Source organism: Demequina sp. NBRC 110052 (genome assembly GCF_002090075.1).
Classification (GTDB): Bacteria; Actinomycetota; Actinomycetes; order Actinomycetales; family Demequinaceae; genus Demequina.
This window is the reverse complement of the sequence record NZ_BBRI01000003.1, coordinates 430,290-452,275: the sequence shown is the minus strand read 5'-3', so window position 1 is coordinate 452,275 and position 21,986 is coordinate 430,290. Positions and strand designations below refer to the sequence as shown.

Here is a 21,986-nt window from a genome sequence, read left to right as displayed (position 1 = left end):
GCGAAACCCAGAATTCACACGGCGCCGTGCCAGTTTGTCCAGTTTCGCAACATTTGCATCGTTCCTGCTAGTAGACGTGATGTCCGTCACACCGCTATGGTCTTGCTCGATGGAACGCCGCCTACCCCCGGGCGGCGCTGACTGAGGGGTCCACTGCCATGACTGCTACTGTCCCTGCGCCCGAGCGCGCCCACGATGGCCTTTCCCGCCGCCGCATCCTGCAGGGCGCCGCGTGGGCCGCGCCTGCGATCGTGCTTGCCACCGCTGCTCCCGCCTTCGCCGTCGGCTCTGGCGACGCGTCGACCTCGACGCCCGTCGCGTCGGGCACGTTCACCGCGGACCTGAAGAACCCGGGCGCCACACAGAAGGCCGGGTCGCTCGTCGTGACCCGACAGGACACTGGCTCGACGATCCCCTTCGTGATCACGTCCATCACGATCGCCTTCACGTCGACGCAGCAGAACCAGGGCACTCAGGGCGGCATCAGCACCGCCGGCTGGGAGGTCGACGCCGACGCGAGCACGTTCCCGGTGCCGGGCAACCTGGCGGGCACCATGGTGATCGTCCCCACGTCCGGCGGCTACTCGCTCAGCGGCAGCGACGCGATCACGCTCGCATGGTCGCTGTCGCGTTACGAGTCGATCGACTCGGTGACGCTGGTGGGAACCGCCGGTGCTGGCGGCGTAGAGCTGCCTGGGGTCTCGCTGAGCCGCGAGTGAGGCATCGCTGTTCCCAACATCGGGAATGATGTGAGTTCTGTCACATTGCGTCACATAGTGCCAAATGCCCCCATAATGGGGGGCAGTGACGCGTCCGGCTGAGGGGCGCTCCAGCGTTGCTGAGGAGCGAGAGCGATGTACGACGATATGACCGCGCCTGCGGTCCAGGAAGAACTGCCCATCTCCGACGGGGGTCCGTTGCTGACCCGCCGCCATACCCTCCAGGGCTTCGCCTGGGCAGCTCCCGCGATCGTCGTGGCGCGTGCCGTGCCAGCCGTTGCGGGATCCGGCGTAGCGCCGGCCGGGGCCCTGCCGCAAGGTCAGGGACTCACGCCCACCTTCAACACAGCCCAGTACACGAAGGACCACTGGGTCGAGTCGGCAGGCGGCAAGGTCAAGGCCGTCGTCGCGGGCATGTACATCCAGAACCTCGACCCGAACCAGGGTGTGCCCGCCTCCGCGACCATGACGCTCACGCTCGTGGTGCCGATCCGGGGTGGAAGCAACCACCGCTGGGGCTTCGGCGGAGAGCAAGGAATCCCCTCCGGCATGCCCTGGACACTCGCCTCATTCTCGACGACGAGCACACATGCCACGCTCGTCCTGGTCTACACCGGCCCTGGCATGGGGGCTTGGGGCGGCGTCTCGCTCTCGAACCTCTGGATCGAGTCCCAGGGGTCCACCGCAAACGAACGCATCGAGGTGACCATCAACGCCACGTACCGCAACGGCGCCACCTCCACCCGCGTCGACTCGGCCACCGTCGCCGCCTAGCGTCGGCGCCCGCCCGGCCCCAGCGTCGGGCATGTGAGTTGGCGGCGCCCGTGCCCAGCAGGGATGATGGCCCCACCGGTACAGGAGGGGCACGACCATGGCGCGACTGCTCGTCACCGGGGGAGCGGGCTTCCTCGGCGTCAACTTCGTGCGCCACGTCCTGGCTGTCACGGATCACCGCATCACCGTGCTGGACAAACTCACCTACTCGGGCAACCGCGTGTCCCTGGAGGGGCTGCCTGAGTCTCGCCTGACCTTCGTCGAGGGCGACATCGTCGACGCGCTCCTCGTCGACGCCCTCGTGCAGGACGCCGACGCGGTGGTCCACTTCGCCGCCGAGACCCACAACGACCACGCGCTCGCCGAGCCCGCGCCCTTCGTGCGCGCGAACCTCGTCGGCACCTTCACACTGCTTGAGGCCGTGCGAGCGCACGGAGTGCGCTTCCACCAGGTTTCTACCGACGAGGTCTACGGCGACCTCGCGCTCGATTCGCCAGACCGGTTCCACGAGGGCGATGCCTTCTCACCCTCATCGCCCTACTCCGCCACCAAAGCCGGAGCCGACCTGCTCGTGCACGCCTGGGTCCGCTCGTACGGGCTGCGGGCCACCGTGTCGCACTGCTCCAACAGCTATGGCCCCTACCAGCACGTCGAGAAGTTCATTCCGCGCCAGATCACACAGGTGCTGCGCGGGGACCGTCCCCGCGTCTACGGCAGCGGCGAGCAGGTGCGGGACTGGATCCACGCCGAGGACCACTCCTCCGCCGTGCTCGCCATCCTTGAGCGCGGCACACCCGGCGAGACCTACCTGATCGGTGCCAACGGCGAGCGCAGCAACCTCGAGGTGGTGAAGCTCATCCTCGAACTCATGGGTCAGCCGCAGGATGCGTTCGACCACGTCGCGGACCGCCCCGGACACGACGCCCGGTACGCGATCGACTCCACCAAACTGCGCACCGAGCTCGGCTGGGAACCCGTGCACCGCGACTTCGAGGCGGGCCTGGCGGCAACCATCGCCTGGTACCGCGAGAACGAGGACTGGTGGGCGCCCGCGAAGGACGCAACCGAGGCCTTCTACGCCGCGCGAGGGCAGTAGGGCCCGCAATCCGTACGCCCGATGCGACTGGACGTGCGCTACCCCGGGTAGCCCGCGCGTCGGGCACCTACGCTGGAAAACAGCATCCCGCTCATGGCAATGAAGACATCCGGCCAGGGTGGGGCTCTCCATTGTCCCAACGTGGGGCCACTGGGAGGCCGGAACCCACGTTCCTCTCCCGGCCACGACAGCCGGTATGAGGAGAGCCGCGATGACCACCGCTCTGAAGATCACCATCTTCTTCTCCCGGCGTCCCGCCGCCAATGACTTCGGCCACCTGCCCGCGTCCATCCGCAACGAGGCCCTCTCGGCGATGGAGGCCACTTCGGTCTGCGACATTCGCTGAGGCTCTTCCACCGCGTTCGCGCCGATGCGCACCGCGCTGAGCTGAGCGGCCCCGCCGCTCGCGGCGCCCGAGCCCCGCTCGCCCTCCCCCGGGCGGCGGGGCTCGTTGCTTGGCGCGCTCGGCGGCACAGGGCTTCCTTGTGGACAGTTTGAGATGATTTGAGGTGAATGTCAGTGGTTTGATGTTGACTTGAGGGATGGATCTCAGGACCGCCGATCTCGCCCGGGCGCTGCGTGTGCTCGAGCGGCTCGACGGGCGCGAGTCCGCGAGTCTGCGGGACTCGGAGGTGATCGAGCTCGTCCAGGCCGGCTCGCTCGTGAACTGCCTGGGGGAGATGCAGCTCGCCGTGGGTGCGCACGAGGCGGACGTGAGATCCGACCCCGGGCTCGGCACGCAAGGATTCGCACGACGACATGGGCAACGCAACGCCGTTCACCTCATCGCGCGGCTCACCGGGCTCACCGCCGGGGCAGCGCTGAAGGTCATCGAGGTGGGCCGCATGCTCGCCGCCGCGGCTCGTGCGGCCTCAGAGGCCCACACGCCCGACGCTGGGGCAGGGCCGTCCCAGGGCGGCGGGCAGCCTTCAGGCAGTCCAGATCCTGACGACACGCCCCCTCGAGACGATCCACCGCCTGACGACGAGAAGCCTGGTGGTGCTGGCGCCGGCGGCGGGCCGCAGCTTTCTCGGCCCGCACCAGTCCGGGGCGCCGCGCAAGGCGTGTACCGGCGTGTGGCCCTAGCGACGTCCGCCGGATCGATCAGCGTGGAGCAGGCCAGCCTGGTGACGCGTACGTTGGACGCGGTACGCGGCCTCAGGGCCGACCTCTCCCGGGCACGTGCGCAGGGCGGGCCGGGTGCGCCAACGCACGAGTCAGCACCCTGGACGGAACCTGACGCACTCGAGGCGAGGCTCGTCCGCATCGCGACCACCAGCCCCATCGCAGAACTGCGCAAGCAGTGCCTGCACGCCCGCGCCGCCGCCGACCCCGTCGCGTGGGAAGCGCGTGAGCGCACGCACCGGCGCGACCGTTACCTCATGGTCAAGTCCGAGGAAGACGGTGCCGTCACCCTGCACGCCCGCATGGATGCCGCCTCCGCAGCACCCCTGATCGCCTTCGTCGACAAGCACGTCACTGTGGGAATGCAGAGCCGGCGAGGGCTCCCTGCGGGCGTGGACGACCGCAGCCCCGGCGCCATGCGGCTCGACGCATTGCTGGACCTCGCGCGCCACGGGCTCGGCTGCGAGTCGCAGGTGAGCAACGTGACCACGGAGGTCGTCGTGCGCGTGCCGCAGTCCGAACTCGAATCTGGGTTGGGGCTCGCCGACTGTGACGCTCTCATGGCCCCTGTCAGCATCGCGTCGCTGCGTCGACTCGCAGTCGACGCCGCAGTGATCCCTGCGGTCCTCGGAACCGAAGGCCAGGTGCTGGATCTCGGGCGGCGCAAGCGGCTGTTCACCCGGGCGCAGCGCATCGCCATCGGGGAGAGGGACGGTGGCTGCGTCATGTGCGGAGCCCCTCCGAGTTGGTGCTCGACACACCACATCGCCTGGTGGTCGCGAGGCGGTCCGACCGACCTCTCGAACGGTGTGCTCCTGTGCACGAACTGCCACCATCGGGTGCACGACGAGACCTGGGACATCGTCCCGCGCAACGGGGCGATCTACCTGCGGCCGCCCGCGACGATCGACCCTGCCCGCCAACTGCGACCAGCCCTGCGACGGCAAGAGCAACCCAGCGCCGCTGCGGCCTGAAGCAGACGACAACCCCGGCACAGGGGCCCGAGAGGCGGGCTCGCGTGGGCGGGGTCGTCGTGCTGTGCCAGTGGGCGGGCGTGGTGTTCCGGTGGGCGGGGGCCAGCCGTCCACCGACGTCAACTAGACCCCCGCGCCCACCTTCGCCAGCAGCCCCGCGACCGCGTCGTTGAGCCCCGTGGAGTCCACGAGGAAACCGTCGTGTCCGATGTCACTGTGAAGCACCGTGAGCTGCGCCTGCGGGATCGCGGCCGCGAGGCGCTCCGAGTTGCTCAGCGGGTACAGCCGGTCGCTGTCGATCGCCAAGATCAGCGCCTCGCCCTCGTAGCCGGCGAGTGCCTCATCGATGCCGCCGCGGCCGCGCCCCACATCGTGCGTGTTGACCGCGTGGATCATGCGCAGATAGCTGTTGGCGTCGAAGCGTCGGGCGAGCTTCTCCGCATGGTGATCCAGGTAGGACTCGACCGCGAAGATGCCCTCCGGTGACAGCACGTCGCCGTCCTGCACACGACGCCCGAACCTCTCGTCCAACTCCGGCTCCGAGCGGTACGTCGTGTGAGCGATCGCGCGCGCGAGCCCGAGCCCCAGGAACGGGCCGGCGCCATCGGGCGCGTCGTAGTAGTCGCCGCCCCTGAACGCCGGGTCCAGGCGGATCGCCGCCGCCTGCGCCGCGCCCCACGCGATCTGCTCGGCGGTGGTGGCCGCCGTGGTGCCGACCGCGCCGATCGCGCGCACGCGCTCGGGGAACGTCGCCGCCCACTCGATCGCGCGCATGCCGCCCATGGACGGCCCGATGACGAGTGCCCACGAGTCCACGCCCAGGTGGTCCGCCAGCAGCGCCTCCGCCTGCACCATGTCGCGCAGCGTCAGCCACGGGAAGCGCGAACCCCACGGACGCCCGTCCACCGGGTGCGGGTGCGCAGGGCCGGTGGAACCCTGACACCCACCCACCACGTTCGCGGACACGATGAAGTACTTCGCGGGGTCGATCGGCTTGCCCTCGCCGACCAGGCCGTTCCACCAGCCTCCCGTGAGATGACCCTCGCCCGCGGCGCCCGTCACGTGGGCATCGCCCGTGAACGCGTGCGCCACGTAGATCGCGTTGTCGCCGGCCTCGTTCAGCTCGCCCCACGTCTCGTAGGCGAGCGTCACGTCGATCCACTGCAGCGGATCGGCCTCGAGCGGCAGACGGTCGATCTTCAGGAACCGGCGGCGGCCGGGCTCATCACCCGGCCGCCAGGCCGCCGACGTGGGCACGGGGTCGCCCCCGTGCGGCGCGTCGGCGTCCGGCACCCACGACGAGTAGTCGTCATCCATCAGACGCCCGCGGTCTCCGTCGCGACACCAGCCACAGCGTCGGACGAGCCCGACGCGTCCCGCACCTTGGCGGCGGCGGCGAACCCGATCTCCAGGTCCGCCAGGATGTCCGCGATGTTCTCGATGCCCACCGCGAGGCGCACCAGGCCGGGCGTGACGCCCGCGGTCGCCTGCTCGTCGGCCGTGAGCTGCGAGTGCGTCGTGGTGGCGGGGTGGATCGCGAGCGAGCGCACGTCGCCGATGTTGGCCACGAGCGAGTGCAGCTCAAGCGCGTCGACGAACGCCTGGCCCGCCTCCTTGCCGCCCTCGATCTCGAACGCCAGCACCGAGCCGCCGCCCTTGGGTGCGTACTTGAGCTGCAAGTGGTGCCACGGCGAGCTCGGCAGGCCCGAGTAGTTGACGCTGAGGACGTCGTCGCGGTTCTCAAGGAACTCCGCGACCTCCTTCGCGTTCTCCACGTGCCGCTCGACGCGCAGCGACAGCGTCTCGATGCCCTGCGCGATGAGGAACGCGTTGAACGGGCTCACCGCAGCGCCCGTGTCGCGCAGCAGCGTGACGCGCGCCTTGAGGATGAACGCCAGGTTCGCGCCGAACGCCGAGCCGACGCCAAGGTCGCGGGCGTAGACGAGGCCGTGGTAGCTCGGGTCGGGGGTGTTGTAGTTCGGGAAGCGGTCGGGGTACTGGGCGTAGTCGAACGAGCCACCGTCCACGATGACGCCGCCGATCGCCGTGCCGTGCCCGCCCAGGTACTTGGTGGCCGAGTGCGTGACGATGTCGGCGCCCCACTTGAGCGGCTGCACCAGGTACGGCGACGCGACAGTGTTGTCCACGATCAGCGGCACGCCGATCTCGTGCGCGACCGCCGCGACGGCCTCGATGTCCAGCAGGTCCTGCTTGGGGTTGGAGATGGACTCGCCGAAGAACAGCTTCGTGTTGGGGCGGGCCGCCTTGCGCCACTCCTCAGGGTCGTCGGGGTTGTCGACGAACGTGACCTCGATGCCGAACTTGGGCAGCGTGTAGTGGAACAGGTTGTACGTGCCGCCATACAGGCTGGGGGAGGAGACGATGTGGTCGCCGGCCTCAGCGATGTTCTGGATCGCCAGCGTGTTCGCCGCCGAGCCGGATGCCACGAGGAGTCCGGCCACGCCGCCCTCGAGCGCCGCGACGCGGTCCTCGACCGCCGCCTGCGTCGGGTTGCCGATGCGCGTGTAGATCGGACCCAGCTCGGCCAGCGCGAAGCGGGCCGCGGCCTGGTTCGTGTCCTCGAACACGAAGCTCGTCGTCTGATAGATGGGGAGCGCGCGGGCGCCCGTCTCGGAGTCCGGCGTCTGGCCGGCGTGGATCTGCGTGGTCTCGAAGGCCCAGTTGGGGTTCGTCATGTCTGTGGCTCCTGCGGGGAAGGGTGGGATCTGATCGGGGGATTGATCCGCATCCCCAGGCCTTGCGTCGCCGTCCGACCGGGCGTGCAAGCGCGCCGACCGTCCGCGACTCCAGGGGTGCGGTTGCGCGGCGTTCAGGAAGTGAGCCCGTCAGGGGCTGTCTCGCTCCTCCGGTCCCTCATCGGACCGGGCGAGCGGCGCCCATACGGGCGCACGCCAAACGTGCGCTCGGGTCAGCGACACATTCGACGGAACATGGCTGGAACGCTAGGGCACGATGCCTCATTGCGCAACATGCCTGGTAAATCAGTTACAACGCGAGAGGATCCCGCCACGTGAGTGGTACTGGCATACGGTGGACGCACTGGTCCACACGTGGCCGACACGTCGGAGGGAGCGGACGTTGAGCAGCTCTGATGCCACCGTCGGCGAGGCGGAGACCCCTCGCGGTCGAACGCTCCCGCTGAGGCGACGCACCATTCTCGGTGCCGTTGCATGGACGGCGCCCGCTATCGTGCTCGCGACCGCCGTGCCCGCGCGAGCCGCCTCGATCGTGCCCGACGAGTACGGCGTGCGCGCCTCCTCCCTCTACGGCAGCTGGTACACCACCTGGAGCCAGGACTCGCAGGCCAACGTGCCAGCGGTCGTATGCGGCGGTGGGTTCCTGAACTTCGACGGAGGCGCCTCAAGCGGCGTGCCCGCCATCGAAGTCCTCACCGCCACCTTCGTCATCCCCATCGCAGGCGACTTCGAAGGGCGCGAGCCTCGAGTCGGCATCGGTGTCTACGAGCACGGCCCCGACATCGCTGCCCTGACCATCGGCACCCCGAGCTTCGACGCCGCACTCACCACCTGCACCGTGACCGCGACCTATGTCGGGTCCATCCCCGCAGGCGAATCGGTGCAGTTCTACAACGTGTGGGTCGAATCCCCGTCGCAGCCCACCGGGCTCGTCTCCGTCACCGCGAACGCGACGCATGCCGGCGGCGACACCTCTTCGGACGCCCGCGACGCCGACGTGCTCCGCAGCGACCACCCCAACGCGACGAGGCCCACCGTCCCCTTCCCGGAGACCTGGCCGCCAGCCTGACCTCGCTGCCCGACCCCACCCCAGCGTCGGGCAGGCGCGCTCAGACTTGAGCCCCCGAATGGGACGAATCCTCCTTAAGTGGGAAGATTCACATTCTCTTGAGGCTCCTTGCGGCCGCTTGCCACCATGGCGGCGTCGGCGAGATGGCCGCCGGCCCGCAAGCGCCCGGACCGGCGCGACTGAGGGAACGCACAGATGTACGCGCGCCAGCGATCGATCACCGCCGCACTCGTGGCACTTCTCGTCACCGCCGTGACCTTCGTGGCGGCCCCCGCCGCGCAGGCGGTCAGTTACGACGACCCCGCAGGCGAGATCATCAAGCAGACCAACGCGCACCGCGCCTCCCACGACGGTCTCGGCGGCCTCACACGCTCGGTCGCCATGGACGCCGTCGCACAGGCCTGGGCGGAGAAACTCGCCTCCGACTATGCGGCCGCGAAGTCTGTGAACCCCTCCACCTCGCCCAGGGACTTCCTCAAGCACAATCCGAGCTTCGCGGACCAGATCCCCACCGGCTGGAAGGCCGCGGGGGAGAACGTGGCCTGGAACTCCGGCTACCCCGACCCCGTGACGCAGATGGTGAAGCAGTGGGTCAACTCCTCCGGTCACCACGACAACCTCGCGAGCACCAAGTACACCCACATGGGCGTCGGCTTCTACACCGACCAATACAACGTCTCGTGGGGAGTGCAGGTGTTCGCGAAGTACACCGACGTCGACCCTGACGCGGGAGTGACGACCGGCGGTTCCAGCGAGGACACGACGACGACCCCCGAGGAGCCCTCAGGCAGCGGCTCCGAGTCCACCGGCGACTCCGGCGCCAAGGGCGACGGCGGTGCGCGGAACGGCACCGACACGATCACCTCGCGCAACGGCAGCCACTACTTCTTCCGCAACGGCTCGTACACGAACAGCTGGGACTACGTCTCCATGATCGGCAAGTCCACCGACGGCACCCTCGTGGGCGACTGGGACGGTGACGGCATCGACACCATCGCTTCGCGCAACGGCAACATGTATTACTTCCACAACACGCCGGGCTCCAACAAGGTGGATTACGTCGCGGCGATCGGCAAGGCCACCGACGGCGCGGTCGTGGGCGACTGGGACGGTGACGGCATCGACACCATCGCCTCCCGCAACGGCTGCTGGTACTTCTTCCGCAACACTCCCTACACGAACTCGTGGGACAAGGTGCGCTGCATCGGCCGGTCCACCGACGGTGCGGTCGTGGGTGACTGGGACGGCGACGGCATCGACACCATCGCCTCGCGTAACGGCAACCACTACTTCTTCCGCAACACGCCCTACTCGAACTCGTGGGAAAAGGTGGTCGGCATCGGCCGGTCCACCGACGGTGCGGTCGTGGGTGACTGGGACGGCGACGGCATCGATACGATCACCTCGCGCAACGGCTGCTGGTACTTCTTCCGCGACGACGCGTACACCAACAGCTGGGGCGAGGTGCGCTGCATCGGCCGGTCCACCGACGGCGCGATCGTCGGCAACTGGGACGGTCGCTGACCCGCACGATTAGCATGGCCGCCATGACTCTGGGTGGCCGCAGGATCACCGTTGCAGCGTCGATCGTCGTCACGCTGGGACTCGCGGCGCTGCTCGCGACGTGCGCGGCGGGCCCCCGCGTCGGGTCGGACCTCGCGGGCGGCGGCTCGACCGCGGTTCCCACCGCCGCGGAGTCCGAACCGGACTCCGACGGCGCAACGGCCGTCCTCTTCATTGGGGACTCCTACGCCGCAGGCGACGGACTGACGGACAGGGTCGATGCATGGCCGTGGCTCGTCGCAAGCGCCCTCGGCTGGACGGCGACGAACGTGGCGATCGGCGGCGCGGGCTACGCGACTGACACGCCGCTCGGCTACGGCTCGTACCCCGAGCAGGCGGTTTCCGCGTCGGGAGGCTTCGACCTCGTGGTTGTCAGCGGTGGCCGCAACGACGACCCCGGCGACTACGTCCCCGGCGTCCCGGACTTCTTCGCCACGCTGCGCGCCACGTTCCCCGAGGCGTCGATCGTCGCCATCGAACCCGCATGGGATGCGAGTCCGTATCCCGATCACCTCGCACGCATGTCCGTACTCGTCGCGGCCGAAGTCGCTGCCGTGGACGGAACCTATGTCGAGACAGGCCACGTACTTGCAGGCCGTTCCGACCTCATCCAGGCGGACGGCACCCACCCCAATGAAGAGGGGCACCGCGCGCTCGCCAATTCCACTGTGAGCGCGTTGCAGGCGCTCGGCTACGCGCTGCCGTGATGCGCCGCCACGGTCGACGACATCCGCGCTCGGCACGGGCGCTCCCGGCGGTTTGGAACAGGGTCGCGGCGCCCGATACGCTCACGGGGACTGTTGAGGGGTGAGGTGGCCGATGGCGGACACACACGCGCGCGTCACCGTGGCCGTGCGCACGATGAATCGACCGGGGTTCCTGCGACGCGCGCTCGAGGATGTGCTCGCTCAGGACTATGAGGCCTGGCACATGGTCGTGCTGAACGACGGCGACGACATTGCAGGCGTGAAGGAGACGCTCTCGCCGTACGAGGAGCGACTCGCGGGCCGGATCACCCTCGTGGATCCCGCCGAACGTCAGGGCCGTCAGGGCGCTGGGAACCGCGCTGTCGAGGTCCGCGACGACGAGTACGTCGTGCTCCACGACGACGACGACACGTGGGCGCCCACCTTCCTCAGCACCACTGTCGCCCACCTCGACGAGCACCCCGACGCGCTCGGCGTCGCGACTGCGACCGACATCATCTACGAGGAGCGAGACGGCGACGGATACCGCGAGACCGGACGCGCCCCCTTCGGCCCTCCGCGCGACGTCGTCACCCTGTTCGACCTGCTGCTCATCAACAGGTGGGTGCCGATCGCCTTCCTGTTCCGGCGCTCCGCATGGGAGCAGGTGGGCCGCTTCGACCCGTCCATCGTTGCCACCGGTGACTGGGACTTCAACATCCGCCTGGCCACCGCTGGCCAGATCGACTACCTCCCCGGCGAGCCGCTCGCGTTCTGGCACCAGCGACTCAGGGCAGAGGGTGCGGACGCCAACTCCATGTTCGCCGAGGCAGACAGCCACTATCTGTTCGATCGCATCGTCCGAGACCGCAAGATCCGCGAGCACCTTGAGCGCACCGGCGGCGGCGACCTGCTGTACCTCAGCAAGTACATCGACGAGCGCGCCCACCAGACCGAGCACGAGCTGCGCACACGCATCGACAATCTGGAGCACGAACTCGCGCGGCGCACCGACCACCTCGAAGCTCAGATCAGGTACTACTCACTGGGCGAGACGATCAGCCGCAACCTCAAGAAGCTGTTCCGACGTCGCCCGTGAGGCACGTGCGGGCCCGGCCCCAGCGTCGGGCGCGTGCCTAGAGTGACCGCTCGAACTCGTCCATGAAGGCGATCATCTGCGCCGCCTCCACCAGGAACCCGTCGTGCCCCACGGGGGAGTGCACCACCTTGATGCCGTTTGAGCCGGACAGCGCCGCGTCGAGCCGCTGCGAGTTCTGCATCGGGTAGAGCCTGTCGCTGTCGATCGCGATGACCAGGGCCGGGTTCGTGTAGCGCGCGAGCGCCGTCTCCACGCCGCCGCGACCCCGCCCCACGTCATGCGACTGGATCGCCTGCGCGAGCCTCACGTACGTGTTCGCGTCGAAGCGTCGCGCGAGCTTGCGCGCATGATGCTCCAGGTAGGACTGCACCGCGAACAGGCCGCCCTTGCCCAACGGGTCGCTCTCGCCCTGGTAGTTGCGGTCGAACCGGGAGTTCAGCTCGCCCGCGCTGCGGTACGTGGTGTGCGCGATCATGCGCGCGATCCCGATGCCTGTGTGAGGGCCGTCCCCGTCCGCGGCGTCGTAGTAGTCGCCTCCCCGGAACTTCGGGTCGGCCTTGATGGCCGCGATCTGCGACGTGGACCAGGCGATCTGATCCGCCGTCGTCGCGCCCGTCGACCCCACTGGGGCGATCGCGCCGACGCGATCCGGCTCCATCGCCGCCCATTCGAGCGTGCGCATCCCACCCATGCTCGGCCCCGTCATGAGTCGCCAGCGCGGGATGTCCAGGTAGTCCGTGAGAGCGATCTCGGCACGCGCCATATCGCGCATCGTCACGTACGGGAAGCGGCCGCCCCACGGCCGGCCGTCCTCCGGATGCGCGCTCGCCGGGCCGGTGCTTCCCTGGCAGCCGCCGATCACGTTCGCCGACACGATGAAGTGACGGCTCGGGTCGATCGGCCGGCCTGGGCCGACCATCGCGTTCCACCAGCCGCCTGTGTGATGACCGGGCTCGCTCGGGCCGAAAACATGACTGTCGCCCGTCAGCGCATGCGCGATGTACACCGCATTGTCCTTCGCGGCGTTCAGCTCGCCCCACGTCTCATACGCGAGCGTCGCGCCCGGCAGGCTCCCGCTCGGGTCCGCCTCGAGCGGCAGGTCGCCCAACGCGAAGAACTGGCGGCGGCCCGGGTGGTCGCCCTCACGCCACGCGGCCGACGCGGGGATGGGAGCCCCCGCCCCTGGCCCCTGATCGGCGGCCCAGGCGTCGGTCTCGATGCCGTCGTCGTCCATAGGCCACCAGGCTAGGGCAAGCCCGACGCTGCGCCCGCGCCGAACGGGACGCTGCCCACGCGTGAGGCAGGCTCAAGAACTCTGCGCACCTGCCGATAACGAAGAGAGCATTCTCACGCGCGCGCGACGCGTGCCCGAATGCGACCTACGATCGAAGCCTGCCCACGCGTCGGGCATGGGCGCGGAGGGTGCTGAGGCGAGTGCGCCGCGTGAGCGGCGGCGAGGAGCAACGTGGAGACCACACGCAGGGCATGGGCCGTGGACGCCGGCAGGCGCACGGCGGTGGCCGTCGTGCTTGCTCTCGTTGCCACCGTGCTCGCCGTGATCCACGCTCCCGCCGCCTCCGCCTACCCCGGAGCGGACGAGATCGAGGCCGCCAAGGAAGCCATCGCGAACCAGGCCGCCTCCGTCGAAGAGCTCGACGCCGCCATCGCCGCGCTCGAGCGTGCCGCTGAGGACGCCGACGTCGCCGCGCTCGTCGCAGGCGAGGACTACGCCGACGCCCAGCAGGCCAACATCGATGCGCAGCGCGCACTGTTCAGCGCCAACGCACGGGCCGACGAGGCCGCAGACGCGCTCGAGACCGCGCGCGCGGGACTCGCCGCCGTCGCACAGGCCACCTACCGCAACGGCGGCGACCTCGACGCGCTCGAGGCCATCCTCAAGGCCGACGGCTTCGAGGACGTCATCGCGCGGTACGACGCGCTCGGCCGCGCCTCGAGCAACGCCGACGTCCAGCTCCAGCAGGTGCGCGCCGCCGCGCTCGTCGCCGAGACGATGCAGACCTACGCCGACTCCGCTGCCGAGGATGCCCTCGCCGCCGAGCAGACCGCCCGCACCGCGCTCGACGACGCCAAGCAGGCACAGGCGGACGCGGTCGCCGCCATCGACGAGGCGCGCGCCGTGCAGGAGATGGCGGTCACGCAGCTCGCCGCGCTGCGCGGCGTCGCGATCGAGCTCGAGCAGGAGCGTCAGGACGGGCTCGCCGCCGCACGCGACGCGGCGGCGGCCGAGCAGGCCGCCGCCGACCGCGAGCAGGCGCAGTCCAGTGGGTCGGGCGGCTCGGGCGGGACCGGTGGGTCCGGGGGCTCTGGTGGGACGACCGGTGGGACCGGTGGGTCGACGGGTGGCTCGACCGGCGGGTCCGGCTCGACCCCCGACCCCGAGCCCACCGAGGACGACACGACACCGCTGCCCGGCGGCGCGACATCGGGCTGGAAGTCGTCCGCCGCGGACGGCGTCGCCGCCGCCGACTACTCGCTGACCCTTCAGGGCCTGCCCTACCTTCTCGGCGGCAGCGGACCCGACTCGTACGACTGCTCCGGCCTCACGCAGGCCAGTTGGCGCGCCGCGGGCTACAACATCCCGCGCACGTCGCGCACGCAGTACGCAGGGATGACACGTGTGTCGTTCTCGAACCTGCGCGTCGGTGACCTGCTGTTCTGGGGCGACAACCAGATCGCGTCGGAGATCTATCACGTCGCGATCTACATCGGCAATGGCAAGGTCATGGAGGCCCGCAAGCCTGGCGTGCCTGCGAGCACCAGGTACTACGACGACTGGGGCATCGAGAACCTCATGCCGTACGTCGCCCGCCCCTGACCGCACCGTCAGCGCTTCACGCGCCCCGCGTCTCGTGGCAGCCCGCACGGATGCGCGCGCGACACCCCGGTGACCACTGCGTCGGGCATGCGGAAGCCCGGCGTGTCGCACCAGAATCCGTGCGGGGTGTCAGCGGGCGTTGGTGCGGAGCGAACGCGCCGCGGACACGCGAAAGGCCCGGGCCGTGCGGTCCGGGCCCCTCGTGAGTCGCGGATCAGTGCTGCGGGTTGAGCGGGTTCATGTGCGCGAACGGGGTGCCCGCCGCGCGGTCGAACGAACGCTGGATCTCGACCTCGGCCTCGGAGCGGCTGACCCACGTCGCGCCCTCGACGGACTTGCCGGGCTCGAGGTCCTTGTAGACCTCGAAGAAGTGCTGCACCTCGAGTCGGTGGAAGTCGGAGACGTCGGTCAGCTCCTGGCGCCACGTCTGACGCTGGTCGCCGACCGGAACGCACAGCACCTTGTCATCGCCGCCGGCCTCGTCGCGCATGCGGAACATGCCGAGCGCGCGGCAACGGATCTGGCAGCCGGGGAACGTGGGCTCCTCGAGCAGGACCAGCGCGTCCAGCGGGTCGCCGTCCTCGCCCAGGGTTCCGTCGATGAAACCGTAGTCGTCCGGGTAGCGGGTCGAGGTGAACAGCATGCGGTCCAGCTTGATGCGGCCGGTCTCGTGGTCCACCTCGTACTTGTTGCGCGAGCCCTTGGGGATCTCGATGGTGACGTCGAACTCCATGGCGGTCCTTACGGTCGGGGACGCGGCCGATCGGACCGCGCTGACAGATGACTGGATACTAGTGTGACGCATCCAAGGGGAGGTAGCCGGTGAGAGCACGTGTGGTCACTGCGGTGGCGACCCCCCTGGTCGTGCTCACAGGGTACGTGGCTTTGGACATCGCCGACGTGGTTCCGGGATTTCTCACCGCGCAGGGCGAATGGGTCGCGCCCGCCCCGTTCGTGACCGCCGCGCCTATCGAGGTGCTGACGCCCGACGCCACGACGGGGCTGGGCGAGGACACCCCGCTTCCTGCGGCACCGGTGGTGCAGGGGTATGCGCAGGCACTGCGCGACGACTCCCGCACCGGCACGTCGACCAATGTCTCCGTCGTGGATCTGCTCACGGGCGAGACCCTCGCTGACCTCGATGCGGCTGACCCGCAGGTGCCCGCGTCGACCACCAAGGTGCTCACGACCGTCGCGGCGGTCGCGCAGATGGGTCCCGATGCGACGTTCACCACGTCCGTCACCTGGGACGGGACGACGCTCACGCTCGTGGGCGGCGGCGACGCGCTGCTCACGGACGGGTACGGCCACGGAGGCTCGCTTGACGCCACCGAAGAGCAGATCCACGAGTTCGGCGGCGTCCACCCGGCGCGCGGCTGGGCGGGGCTCGCGGACCTGGCCGACGCCGTCGTCGCCGCGCTCCCCACGGGCGCCCCGGTCGACACGCTCGCTCTCGACGACACGCTGATCTCCGGTCCGCTCTACCCCGTCGAGTTCCCCAGCTACGCCCTCCAGCTCGGGTACGCGGGCCGCGTCGCGGCGATCGCGATCGACGAGGGGCGCGAGACCGACGACGTGTACTCCCAGCGCTCCACCGACCCGGCGCTCGACGCGGCCGAGACCTTCGTGACGCTCCTCGAGGAGCGGGGCATCAGCGTCGGGCATGTGACCAGGGCCGCAGCGTCGGGCACGACCATCGCCAGCGTCGAATCCGCGCCTCTGTCGGTGATTTCCCAGTACGTGAGCCGCGACTCCGACAACACGATCGCCGAGACCCTCGCGCGACTCACCTCCGTCGCCCGCGGAGGCGCGGGCACCGCAGAGGCCGGCGCCGCCGCCATCACCAATACCCTCACCGAGATCGGGATCGACACCGCCGGACTGCAGCTCTACGACGGCGCGGGCTTCTCGACGAAGAACCAGATCTCTCCCCGCACGCTCGTGAGCACGCTGCGCACTGCCGCGCTCGACCCGTCGCTGTCGTCGATCCTGGACGAGCTCGCGATCGTCGGCGTCAGCGGCACCACCACGTCCCGCGCCGCGAGCCCCGACGTGGTCGGACGTGCCCTCGCCAAGACGGGCTCCCTCACCGGCGTCACATCGATGGCAGGCCTGGCGGAGACCGCCGACGGACGCTGGCTCGTCTACGCGACGCTGCTCGACGGCATGCCCTACGGCCAGGCCGACCCGCGCGCAGCCATCGACGAGTTCGTGGCCGCTTTGGCAGGATGTGGGTGTGAGGGCTGAGGCAAGGTGCGCGTCACACGCGTGCGAGAGGATAGGCGCGTGAGCCAGCCGCACCCCGCCGTCGCCCAGTGCCGCTCCGCAGTGCGCCAGGCGCTCGACGTGTGCGACATCGGCACCCGCGTGTGGGTCGCCCTGTCCGGCGGGCCGGATTCGCTCGCGCTCGCGGCCGCCACCGCGTACGTGGGGCGCAAGGAGGGCTACCTCACAGGCGCGATCATCGTCGACCACGGGCTCCAGGACGGCTCAGCCGAGGTCGCCGAGCACGCCGCCCAGCAGGCGCGGCGCGCAGGCCTCTACACAGTGCACGTCGAAAAGGTCACCGTCGGGCGTGACGGAGGGCTCGAAGCCGCCGCCCGGCGCGCGAGGTACGAGGCGATCGAAGCACGCGTGGACGCCGAGGGCGGGCTCAACCCCGTGGTGCTCACCGGGCACACCATGGACGACCAGGCTGAGACCGTGCTCCTCGCGCTCGCACGCGGCTCCGGAGCCCGAGCACTGTCAGGGATCCCCGCCCGGCGCGGTCGCATCGTCAGGCCCTTCCTCTCGGTGCGGCGCAAGGACACGGTCGCCACGTGCGAGGCCCTCGGGCTCGACCCGTGGCACGACCCCACCAACCTCGACCCCGACGGTCCGCGCCGCTCAGCGTTGCGCGCCGCGGTCATGCCCGCGCTCGTGGACGTGCTCGGCCCCGGCGTCGTCTCAGGGCTCGCGCGCTCCGCCGCGCTGCTGCAGGCCGACGCCGACGAGCTCGAACGTCAGGCCCGCACCGCCATGCAGGCCTCGGCCTCCACCGTGCGCACCGACGAATGGCGCTGCGACATGCTCGCCGCACTGCCCGACGCGATCCGCTCCCGCATGCTCAAGATGCTCGCCGAGGCACGCGGCGCCGGACCGCTCACCAACACCCACGTCGCCGCGCTCGACTCGCTCGTATCCAAGTACAAGGGACAGGGCGCCGTGCACCTCCCCGGCGGCTACGAGGCGCGCCGCGAATATGGCAGGCTTGTCATCACGCACCCCCTCGACAGGCCCGCGCAGTGACCCACCCGGCCCGCGCGTCGGGCATGTGGCCCGCCCGGCGGGCATGACCTCCCAGGAGCCCCCCGTGGACCAGACGTTCGACATGAACGACTTCACCAAGATCATCGTCAGCGAGAACGACATCGGCCGGAAGCTCGACGAGATCGCGGTGCGCATCCGCGAGGACTACGAGGGCAAGGACCTGCTGCTGATCGGCGTGCTCAAGGGCGCCGTGATGGTGATGGCCGACCTCGCGCGGCGCATGCCTCCCACGGTGCAGATGGACTGGATGGCGATCTCGTCGTATGGCTCGGGCACCAAGTCGTCGGGCGTGGTGCGCATCCTCAAGGACCTCGATGCCGACCTCACCGGCAAGCATGTGCTCATCGTCGAGGACATCATCGACTCCGGGCTCACGCTGTCGTGGCTGCTGGGCAACCTGCGCTCGCGCGGCGCCGAGTCCGTGGAGATCGCGGCGCTGCTGCGCAAGCCTGACGCCGTGCAGGTCGAGGTGCCCGTGAAGTACATCGGCTTCGACATCCCCAACGAGTTCGTCGTGGGCTACGGCCTGGACTACGCGGAGAAGTACCGCACGCTGCCGTTCGTGGCGATCCTCGACCCGAAGGTCTACGCGGGCGAGTAGCCCCCTCCCGGGGCCCCGTGCCTCAGACAGTTTGAACCAATCTGAGTCCGACACGCGGGTCTTGAGCGGTCGATTGCGTAAATACGTGGCGTGTCGCGGGCCGTTCTGGTTCGCACTGAGAATCCTGTGGTGTAGGCCACCACCGTTCACGAGCGCTCGCGTGCGTCGCAGGTGCTGTGCTCGGAGCGCTCAGTCGTCCCCAGGCTCGGGGCTGGTAGTGCTCCTCACCAGTCGGTCACCCATGCCTCGCGTCGCCGCGCTCGCTCGTGCAGGGTCCGAGCCATGGACCCGATCGATGCACTGAGACGCTTCGGTGGAGTCGCGCGCTGGACCGAGCTTGAGCGTGCAGGCGTGCGCCGTGGCGCACTGCTCTCTGCCTCACACAGGGGAACCGTCGTCCGACCGCACCGTGGTTGCTTCGCGCTGCCCAACGCGAAGCGGGCGGCCGTGCTCGCGACGATCTTCCGCGCCCAACCGACGTGCGTCACCTGGTGCGAGTCCGTCGGTCTTCAGATGGAACAGAAGCCGACGCTCGCGCACCTCGGTGTGCCGCAGTCGCGTGGGCTGGGCGAGGCGCGGAGTCGCCCCACCTCCGAGGTCGTGCTGCATCGCCACGGCTCTTATGACTGGATGCTCGCACTCGAGCATCTGGACATCGCGGCGCAGTGCACGTCGCCCGTTCAGCAGGTCGCTCTGCTTGATGAGGCATTGCGGCGAGGCCTCATCACACCGCCCGAACTTGAGCGTTTGCAGCATGGCTCCACATGGCGGCGCTCGTGGGTGCGTCACCATGTGGATCTGCGCGCTGGCTCCATGCAGGAGACGGTGGCGCGCGTGGAGCTCCGCGAGGCTGGGTTCCTCGTGCAGCCACAAGCGCTGATCAGTGATGTCGGATCCGTGGACCTCCTGGTCGAGGGCTCGGTTGTCGTCGAGACCGACGGATACGCGTATCACTCTGATCGTCGGGCATTCGCCGCGGACCGTGACCGCGACCGGCGGCTTCATGTGCTCGGGTTTCAGGTACTGCGGTACACGCAGGCCGATGTGCTGCATCACGCCGATCAGATGGTCGCCGACGTGACGGCGCTGCTCTGGCGTCAGCGCCGATTGACCGATTCAGTGCGAACCAGAATCGATGCCGCTGCCCGCGTGTCGCACCGCGATTGGTGGCGCTGACGGCGTGGCGCTCGCGAGATTGGTTCGCGCTGTCCGGGGGTGGTGCCGGGGATGAGGGGTGGCAGAGGCGATCTGCCGGGGGCGAAACCGTCTTCAGGCCCCGAGGCCGCTCGCGTAGAGTCGAACCACGATGAAGAACTTCATTCCCCGCATCATCCTCATGGTCTCGGCCGCCGTGCTCGTCGCATGGCTGGTCTCCGGCCTGTTCAGCTCCGGTCCTGAGCGCGTCGACACCTCGGAGGGCTTCGCCCTGCTCGAGGCAGGCGTCGTCGAGCAGGCGAAGGTCATCGACGGCGATCAGCGCGTCGAGCTGACCCTCGTCGAGGAGCTCCCGAGCGACAGCCCGGAGGCCTGGACCGAGCTGCCCGGCTCCGTGTACTTCACCTACGCCGAGCCTCAGGGTGAGGCCGTGATCGAGGCGGTGAACGGCGCGGGGATCGAGTACGTCGCGGAGCTCGCGCAGGCGAGCATCTGGACCACGCTGCTCATCACCTTCCTGCCGGTGCTGCTGATCGTGGGTGTGCTGATCTTCCTGATGTCGAGCATGCAGGGCGGCGGCGGTCGCCTCATGCAGTTCGGCAAGTCGAAGGCGTCGCTCGTGAGCCCAGACACCCCGAAGGTGCGTTTCGAGGACGTCGCGGGCGTGGACGAGGCGGTCGACGAGCTGCGCGAGATCGAGGAGTTCCTCGAGAACCCCTCCAAGTTCCAGGCGGTCGGCGCGAAGATCCCCAAGGGCGTCCTGCTGTACGGCCCCCCGGGAACGGGCAAGACGCTGCTCGCCCGCGCGGTCGCAGGCGAGGCGGGCGTGCCGTTCTTCTCGATCTCCGGCTCCGACTTCGTGGAGATGTTCGTGGGCGTCGGCGCGAGCCGCGTGCGCGACCTGTTCGAGCAGGCCAAGAAGAACAGCCCGGCGATCATCTTCGTCGACGAGATCGATGCGGTCGGTCGCCACCGCGGCGCCGGCATGGGCGGCGGTCATGACGAGCGCGAGCAGACCCTCAACCAGATGCTGGTCGAGATGGACGGCTTCGACGCCACGACGAACGTCATCATGATCGCGGCGACCAACCGCCCCGACATCCTGGACCCCGCGCTGCTGCGCCCCGGCCGCTTCGACCGTCAGGTGGGCGTGGACGGGCCGGACCTCAAGGGCCGTCTCAAGGTGCTCGAGGTGCACGCGAAGGGCAAGCCGATCGCACCCGAGGTGGACCTCGAGGCGGTGGCGCGCCGCACCCCGGGCTTCACCGGCGCGGACCTCGCGAACGTCCTCAACGAGGCCGCCCTGCTGACGGCGCGGCGCGATGAGAAGCGCATCGGGCCCACCGAGATGGATGAGGCGATCGACCGCGTCATCGCGGGCCCGCAGAAGCGCACGCGTGTCATGAACGACCACGACAAGGCCGTCACGGCGTATCACGAGGGCGGTCACGCGCTCGTGGCGGCCGCCATGAACCACACGGACCCTGTCACGAAGGTGACGATCCTGCCGCGCGGCCGCGCCCTGGGCTACACGATGGTGATGCCGCAGGAGGACCGTTACTCGAAGACGCGCAACCAGCTGCTCGATTCGCTCGCGTACGCCATGGGCGGCCGCATCGCGGAGGAGCTCGTGTTCGGCGACCCGAGCACCGGCGCGAGCAACGACATCTCGCAGGCCACGGAGACCGCGAAGCAGATGGTCACGGAGTACGGCATGTCCACGCAGGTGGGTGCGGTGCGCCTGGCCGGCAGCTCGGGTGAGGTGTTCCTGGGCCGCGACATGGGCCACGGACGCGACTTCTCGGAGCGTGTGGCCGCAGTGGTGGACGACGAGGTGCGTCTGCTGATGGATGGCGCGATGGCGGAGGCCACGGCCGCGCTGCAGGCCAACCGCGGGATCCTGGATCGGCTCGCGCACGAGCTCCTCGAGAAGGAGACGCTGAACGAGATCGAGCTGGCCGACATCTTCAAGGACGTGGTGAAGGCCCCGCGGCGCACCCACTGGATCTCGGGCGAGTGGGCCCCGACGGAGGCCCCGACGCCTCCCGAGCTGCCCCAGGCCCCCGCGGCCGAGGAGGACACGGCACAGCCCGACGCGCTGGTCGAGCCCGGCACGGGAGCGACCCTCCCCGCGGAGGCGGCGCAGGTCTCCACGTCCGACGCAGCGGTCACCGAGGCGGCCACGCCCGACGCAGGCGCGGCACCCGAGCCGAACCCGGCCGACGCGTCGGGCACGTCCGAGCAGGACCCCAAGGAGTAGTCG

General features: G+C 69.6%; 19 protein-coding genes. 15 read left to right on the top strand and 4 right to left on the bottom strand.

The features are described from left to right. Nucleotides 1-158: 158 nt before the first annotated feature. The 5 genes from B7K21_RS09555 to B7K21_RS09540 all read left to right on the top strand — a co-directional run bounded on the left by B7K21_RS09555 (nt 159) and on the right by B7K21_RS09540 (nt 4,688). On the top strand, nt 159-719 hold the full coding sequence (locus tag B7K21_RS09555; RefSeq protein ID WP_084075203.1) for a hypothetical protein: 561 nt from the start codon (nt 159-161) through the stop codon (nt 717-719). A gap of 135 nt (nt 720-854) precedes the next feature. Then, on the top strand, nt 855-1,493 hold the full coding sequence (locus B7K21_RS09550; protein WP_084075202.1) for a hypothetical protein: 639 nt from the start codon (nt 855-857) through the stop codon (nt 1,491-1,493). Nucleotides 1,494-1,590: 97 nt separating this feature from the next. Beyond that, nucleotides 1,591-2,589 (top strand): dTDP-glucose 4,6-dehydratase, encoded by a 999-nt coding sequence (gene rfbB / locus B7K21_RS09545; RefSeq protein WP_084075201.1) that lies wholly within the window; start codon nt 1,591-1,593, stop codon nt 2,587-2,589. Between the two features lie 211 nt (nt 2,590-2,800). Beyond that, entirely contained in the window at nt 2,801-2,935 is a 135-nt protein-coding gene (locus B7K21_RS12870; RefSeq protein ID WP_255373763.1) for a hypothetical protein, read from the top strand. 196 nt (nt 2,936-3,131) lie between these two features. Next, nucleotides 3,132-4,688 carry an HNH endonuclease signature motif containing protein gene (locus tag B7K21_RS09540; RefSeq protein WP_084075200.1) on the top strand — a complete coding sequence of 519 codons (1,557 nt, stop codon included), beginning with the start codon at nt 3,132-3,134 and terminating at the stop codon, nt 4,686-4,688. Nucleotides 4,689-4,811: 123 nt separating this feature from the next. Here the strand turns inward: B7K21_RS09540 and B7K21_RS09535 are convergent, their stop codons facing one another. Next, complete coding sequence (locus B7K21_RS09535) at nt 4,812-6,005, bottom strand: homoserine O-acetyltransferase (RefSeq protein ID WP_084075199.1); 1,194 nt, start codon at nt 6,003-6,005, stop codon at nt 4,812-4,814. Then, nucleotides 6,005-7,384, bottom strand: coding sequence for a bifunctional o-acetylhomoserine/o-acetylserine sulfhydrylase (locus tag B7K21_RS09530; RefSeq protein WP_084075198.1), 1,380 nt, complete (start codon nt 7,382-7,384; stop codon nt 6,005-6,007). Before B7K21_RS09530 ends, B7K21_RS09535 begins: the two co-directional genes overlap by 1 nt. A 403-nt stretch (nt 7,385-7,787) precedes the next feature. Here B7K21_RS09530 and B7K21_RS12775 point away from each other — a divergent pair, with 403 nt between their 5' ends. The 4 genes from B7K21_RS12775 (at nt 7,788) to B7K21_RS09510 (ending at nt 11,822) form a co-directional block, all read left to right on the top strand. After that, entirely contained in the window at nt 7,788-8,474 is a 687-nt protein-coding gene (locus B7K21_RS12775) for a hypothetical protein (RefSeq protein ID WP_084075197.1), read from the top strand. A gap of 195 nt (nt 8,475-8,669) precedes the next feature. Beyond that, nucleotides 8,670-9,998, top strand: coding sequence for a CAP domain-containing protein (locus tag B7K21_RS09520; RefSeq protein WP_084075196.1), 1,329 nt, complete (start codon nt 8,670-8,672; stop codon nt 9,996-9,998). A 23-nt stretch (nt 9,999-10,021) separates the two neighbouring features. Continuing rightward, nucleotides 10,022-10,744: an SGNH/GDSL hydrolase family protein gene (locus tag B7K21_RS09515; protein WP_159448468.1), complete on the top strand. Its 723-nt coding sequence runs from the start codon at nt 10,022-10,024 to the stop codon at nt 10,742-10,744. Nucleotides 10,745-10,856: 112 nt separating this feature from the next. Then, the gene (locus tag B7K21_RS09510) at nt 10,857-11,822 is read left to right on the top strand and encodes a glycosyltransferase (protein ID WP_084075194.1); all 966 of its coding nucleotides are present in this window, start codon (nt 10,857-10,859) and stop codon (nt 11,820-11,822) included. Between the two features lie 37 nt (nt 11,823-11,859). On the opposite strand, the gene B7K21_RS09505 is transcribed toward B7K21_RS09510, so the two are convergent. Beyond that, a complete protein-coding gene (locus B7K21_RS09505) occupies nt 11,860-13,056 on the bottom strand; it encodes a homoserine O-acetyltransferase (RefSeq protein ID WP_084075193.1) in 1,197 nt (398 codons plus the stop codon). 231 nt (nt 13,057-13,287) lie between these two features. Here B7K21_RS09505 and B7K21_RS09500 point away from each other — a divergent pair, with 231 nt between their 5' ends. After that, nucleotides 13,288-14,658, top strand: coding sequence for an NlpC/P60 family protein (locus tag B7K21_RS09500; protein ID WP_144016159.1), 1,371 nt, complete (start codon nt 13,288-13,290; stop codon nt 14,656-14,658). A 214-nt stretch (nt 14,659-14,872) separates the two neighbouring features. Here B7K21_RS09500 and B7K21_RS09495 read toward each other — a convergent pair whose 3' ends face one another. Next, nucleotides 14,873-15,391 carry an inorganic diphosphatase gene (locus B7K21_RS09495; RefSeq protein ID WP_084075191.1) on the bottom strand — a complete coding sequence of 173 codons (519 nt, stop codon included), beginning with the start codon at nt 15,389-15,391 and terminating at the stop codon, nt 14,873-14,875. Between the two features lie 89 nt (nt 15,392-15,480). Here B7K21_RS09495 and dacB point away from each other — a divergent pair, with 89 nt between their 5' ends. The 5 genes from dacB to ftsH all read left to right on the top strand — a co-directional run bounded on the left by dacB (nt 15,481) and on the right by ftsH (nt 21,983). Next, entirely contained in the window at nt 15,481-16,905 is a 1,425-nt protein-coding gene (dacB, locus tag B7K21_RS09490) for a D-alanyl-D-alanine carboxypeptidase/D-alanyl-D-alanine-endopeptidase (RefSeq protein ID WP_084075190.1), read from the top strand. 39 nt (nt 16,906-16,944) lie between these two features. Further along, a complete protein-coding gene (gene tilS, locus B7K21_RS09485; RefSeq protein ID WP_084075189.1) occupies nt 16,945-17,946 on the top strand; it encodes a tRNA lysidine(34) synthetase TilS in 1,002 nt (333 codons plus the stop codon). 82 nt (nt 17,947-18,028) lie between these two features. Further along, on the top strand, nt 18,029-18,568 hold the full coding sequence (hpt, locus tag B7K21_RS09480; protein WP_144016193.1) for a hypoxanthine phosphoribosyltransferase: 540 nt from the start codon (nt 18,029-18,031) through the stop codon (nt 18,566-18,568). 282 nt (nt 18,569-18,850) lie between these two features. Next, entirely contained in the window at nt 18,851-19,744 is an 894-nt protein-coding gene (locus B7K21_RS09475) for a type IV toxin-antitoxin system AbiEi family antitoxin domain-containing protein (RefSeq protein ID WP_084075187.1), read from the top strand. Nucleotides 19,745-19,874: 130 nt separating this feature from the next. Beyond that, entirely contained in the window at nt 19,875-21,983 is a 2,109-nt protein-coding gene (gene ftsH / locus B7K21_RS09470) for an ATP-dependent zinc metalloprotease FtsH (RefSeq protein WP_084075186.1), read from the top strand. Nucleotides 21,984-21,986: the final 3 nt, after the last annotated feature.

What these genes read in the sequence shown, in the direction of transcription:
- B7K21_RS09475 (WP_084075187.1), top strand. Translation starts at nt 18,851, where the DNA reads ATGGACCCGATCGATGCACTGAGACGCTTCGGTGGAGTCGCGCGCTGG.
- B7K21_RS09540 (WP_084075200.1), top strand. Translation starts at nt 3,132, where the DNA reads ATGGATCTCAGGACCGCCGATCTCGCCCGGGCGCTGCGTGTGCTCGAG.
- B7K21_RS09515 (WP_159448468.1), top strand. Translation starts at nt 10,022, where the DNA reads ATGACTCTGGGTGGCCGCAGGATCACCGTTGCAGCGTCGATCGTCGTC.
- B7K21_RS09520 (WP_084075196.1), top strand. Translation starts at nt 8,670, where the DNA reads ATGTACGCGCGCCAGCGATCGATCACCGCCGCACTCGTGGCACTTCTC.
- hpt (WP_144016193.1), top strand. Translation starts at nt 18,029, where the DNA reads ATGAACGACTTCACCAAGATCATCGTCAGCGAGAACGACATCGGCCGG.
- B7K21_RS09510 (WP_084075194.1), top strand. Translation starts at nt 10,857, where the DNA reads ATGGCGGACACACACGCGCGCGTCACCGTGGCCGTGCGCACGATGAAT.
- B7K21_RS12870 (WP_255373763.1), top strand. Translation starts at nt 2,801, where the DNA reads ATGACCACCGCTCTGAAGATCACCATCTTCTTCTCCCGGCGTCCCGCC.
- ftsH (WP_084075186.1), top strand. Translation starts at nt 19,875, where the DNA reads ATGAAGAACTTCATTCCCCGCATCATCCTCATGGTCTCGGCCGCCGTG.
- B7K21_RS09530 (WP_084075198.1), bottom strand. Translation starts at nt 7,384, where the DNA reads ATGACGAACCCCAACTGGGCCTTCGAGACCACGCAGATCCACGCCGGC.
- B7K21_RS09555 (WP_084075203.1), top strand. Translation starts at nt 159, where the DNA reads ATGACTGCTACTGTCCCTGCGCCCGAGCGCGCCCACGATGGCCTTTCC.
- B7K21_RS09495 (WP_084075191.1), bottom strand. Translation starts at nt 15,391, where the DNA reads ATGGAGTTCGACGTCACCATCGAGATCCCCAAGGGCTCGCGCAACAAG.
- B7K21_RS09550 (WP_084075202.1), top strand. Translation starts at nt 855, where the DNA reads ATGTACGACGATATGACCGCGCCTGCGGTCCAGGAAGAACTGCCCATC.
- B7K21_RS09505 (WP_084075193.1), bottom strand. Translation starts at nt 13,056, where the DNA reads ATGGACGACGACGGCATCGAGACCGACGCCTGGGCCGCCGATCAGGGG.
- B7K21_RS09535 (WP_084075199.1), bottom strand. Translation starts at nt 6,005, where the DNA reads ATGGATGACGACTACTCGTCGTGGGTGCCGGACGCCGACGCGCCGCAC.
- rfbB (WP_084075201.1), top strand. Translation starts at nt 1,591, where the DNA reads ATGGCGCGACTGCTCGTCACCGGGGGAGCGGGCTTCCTCGGCGTCAAC.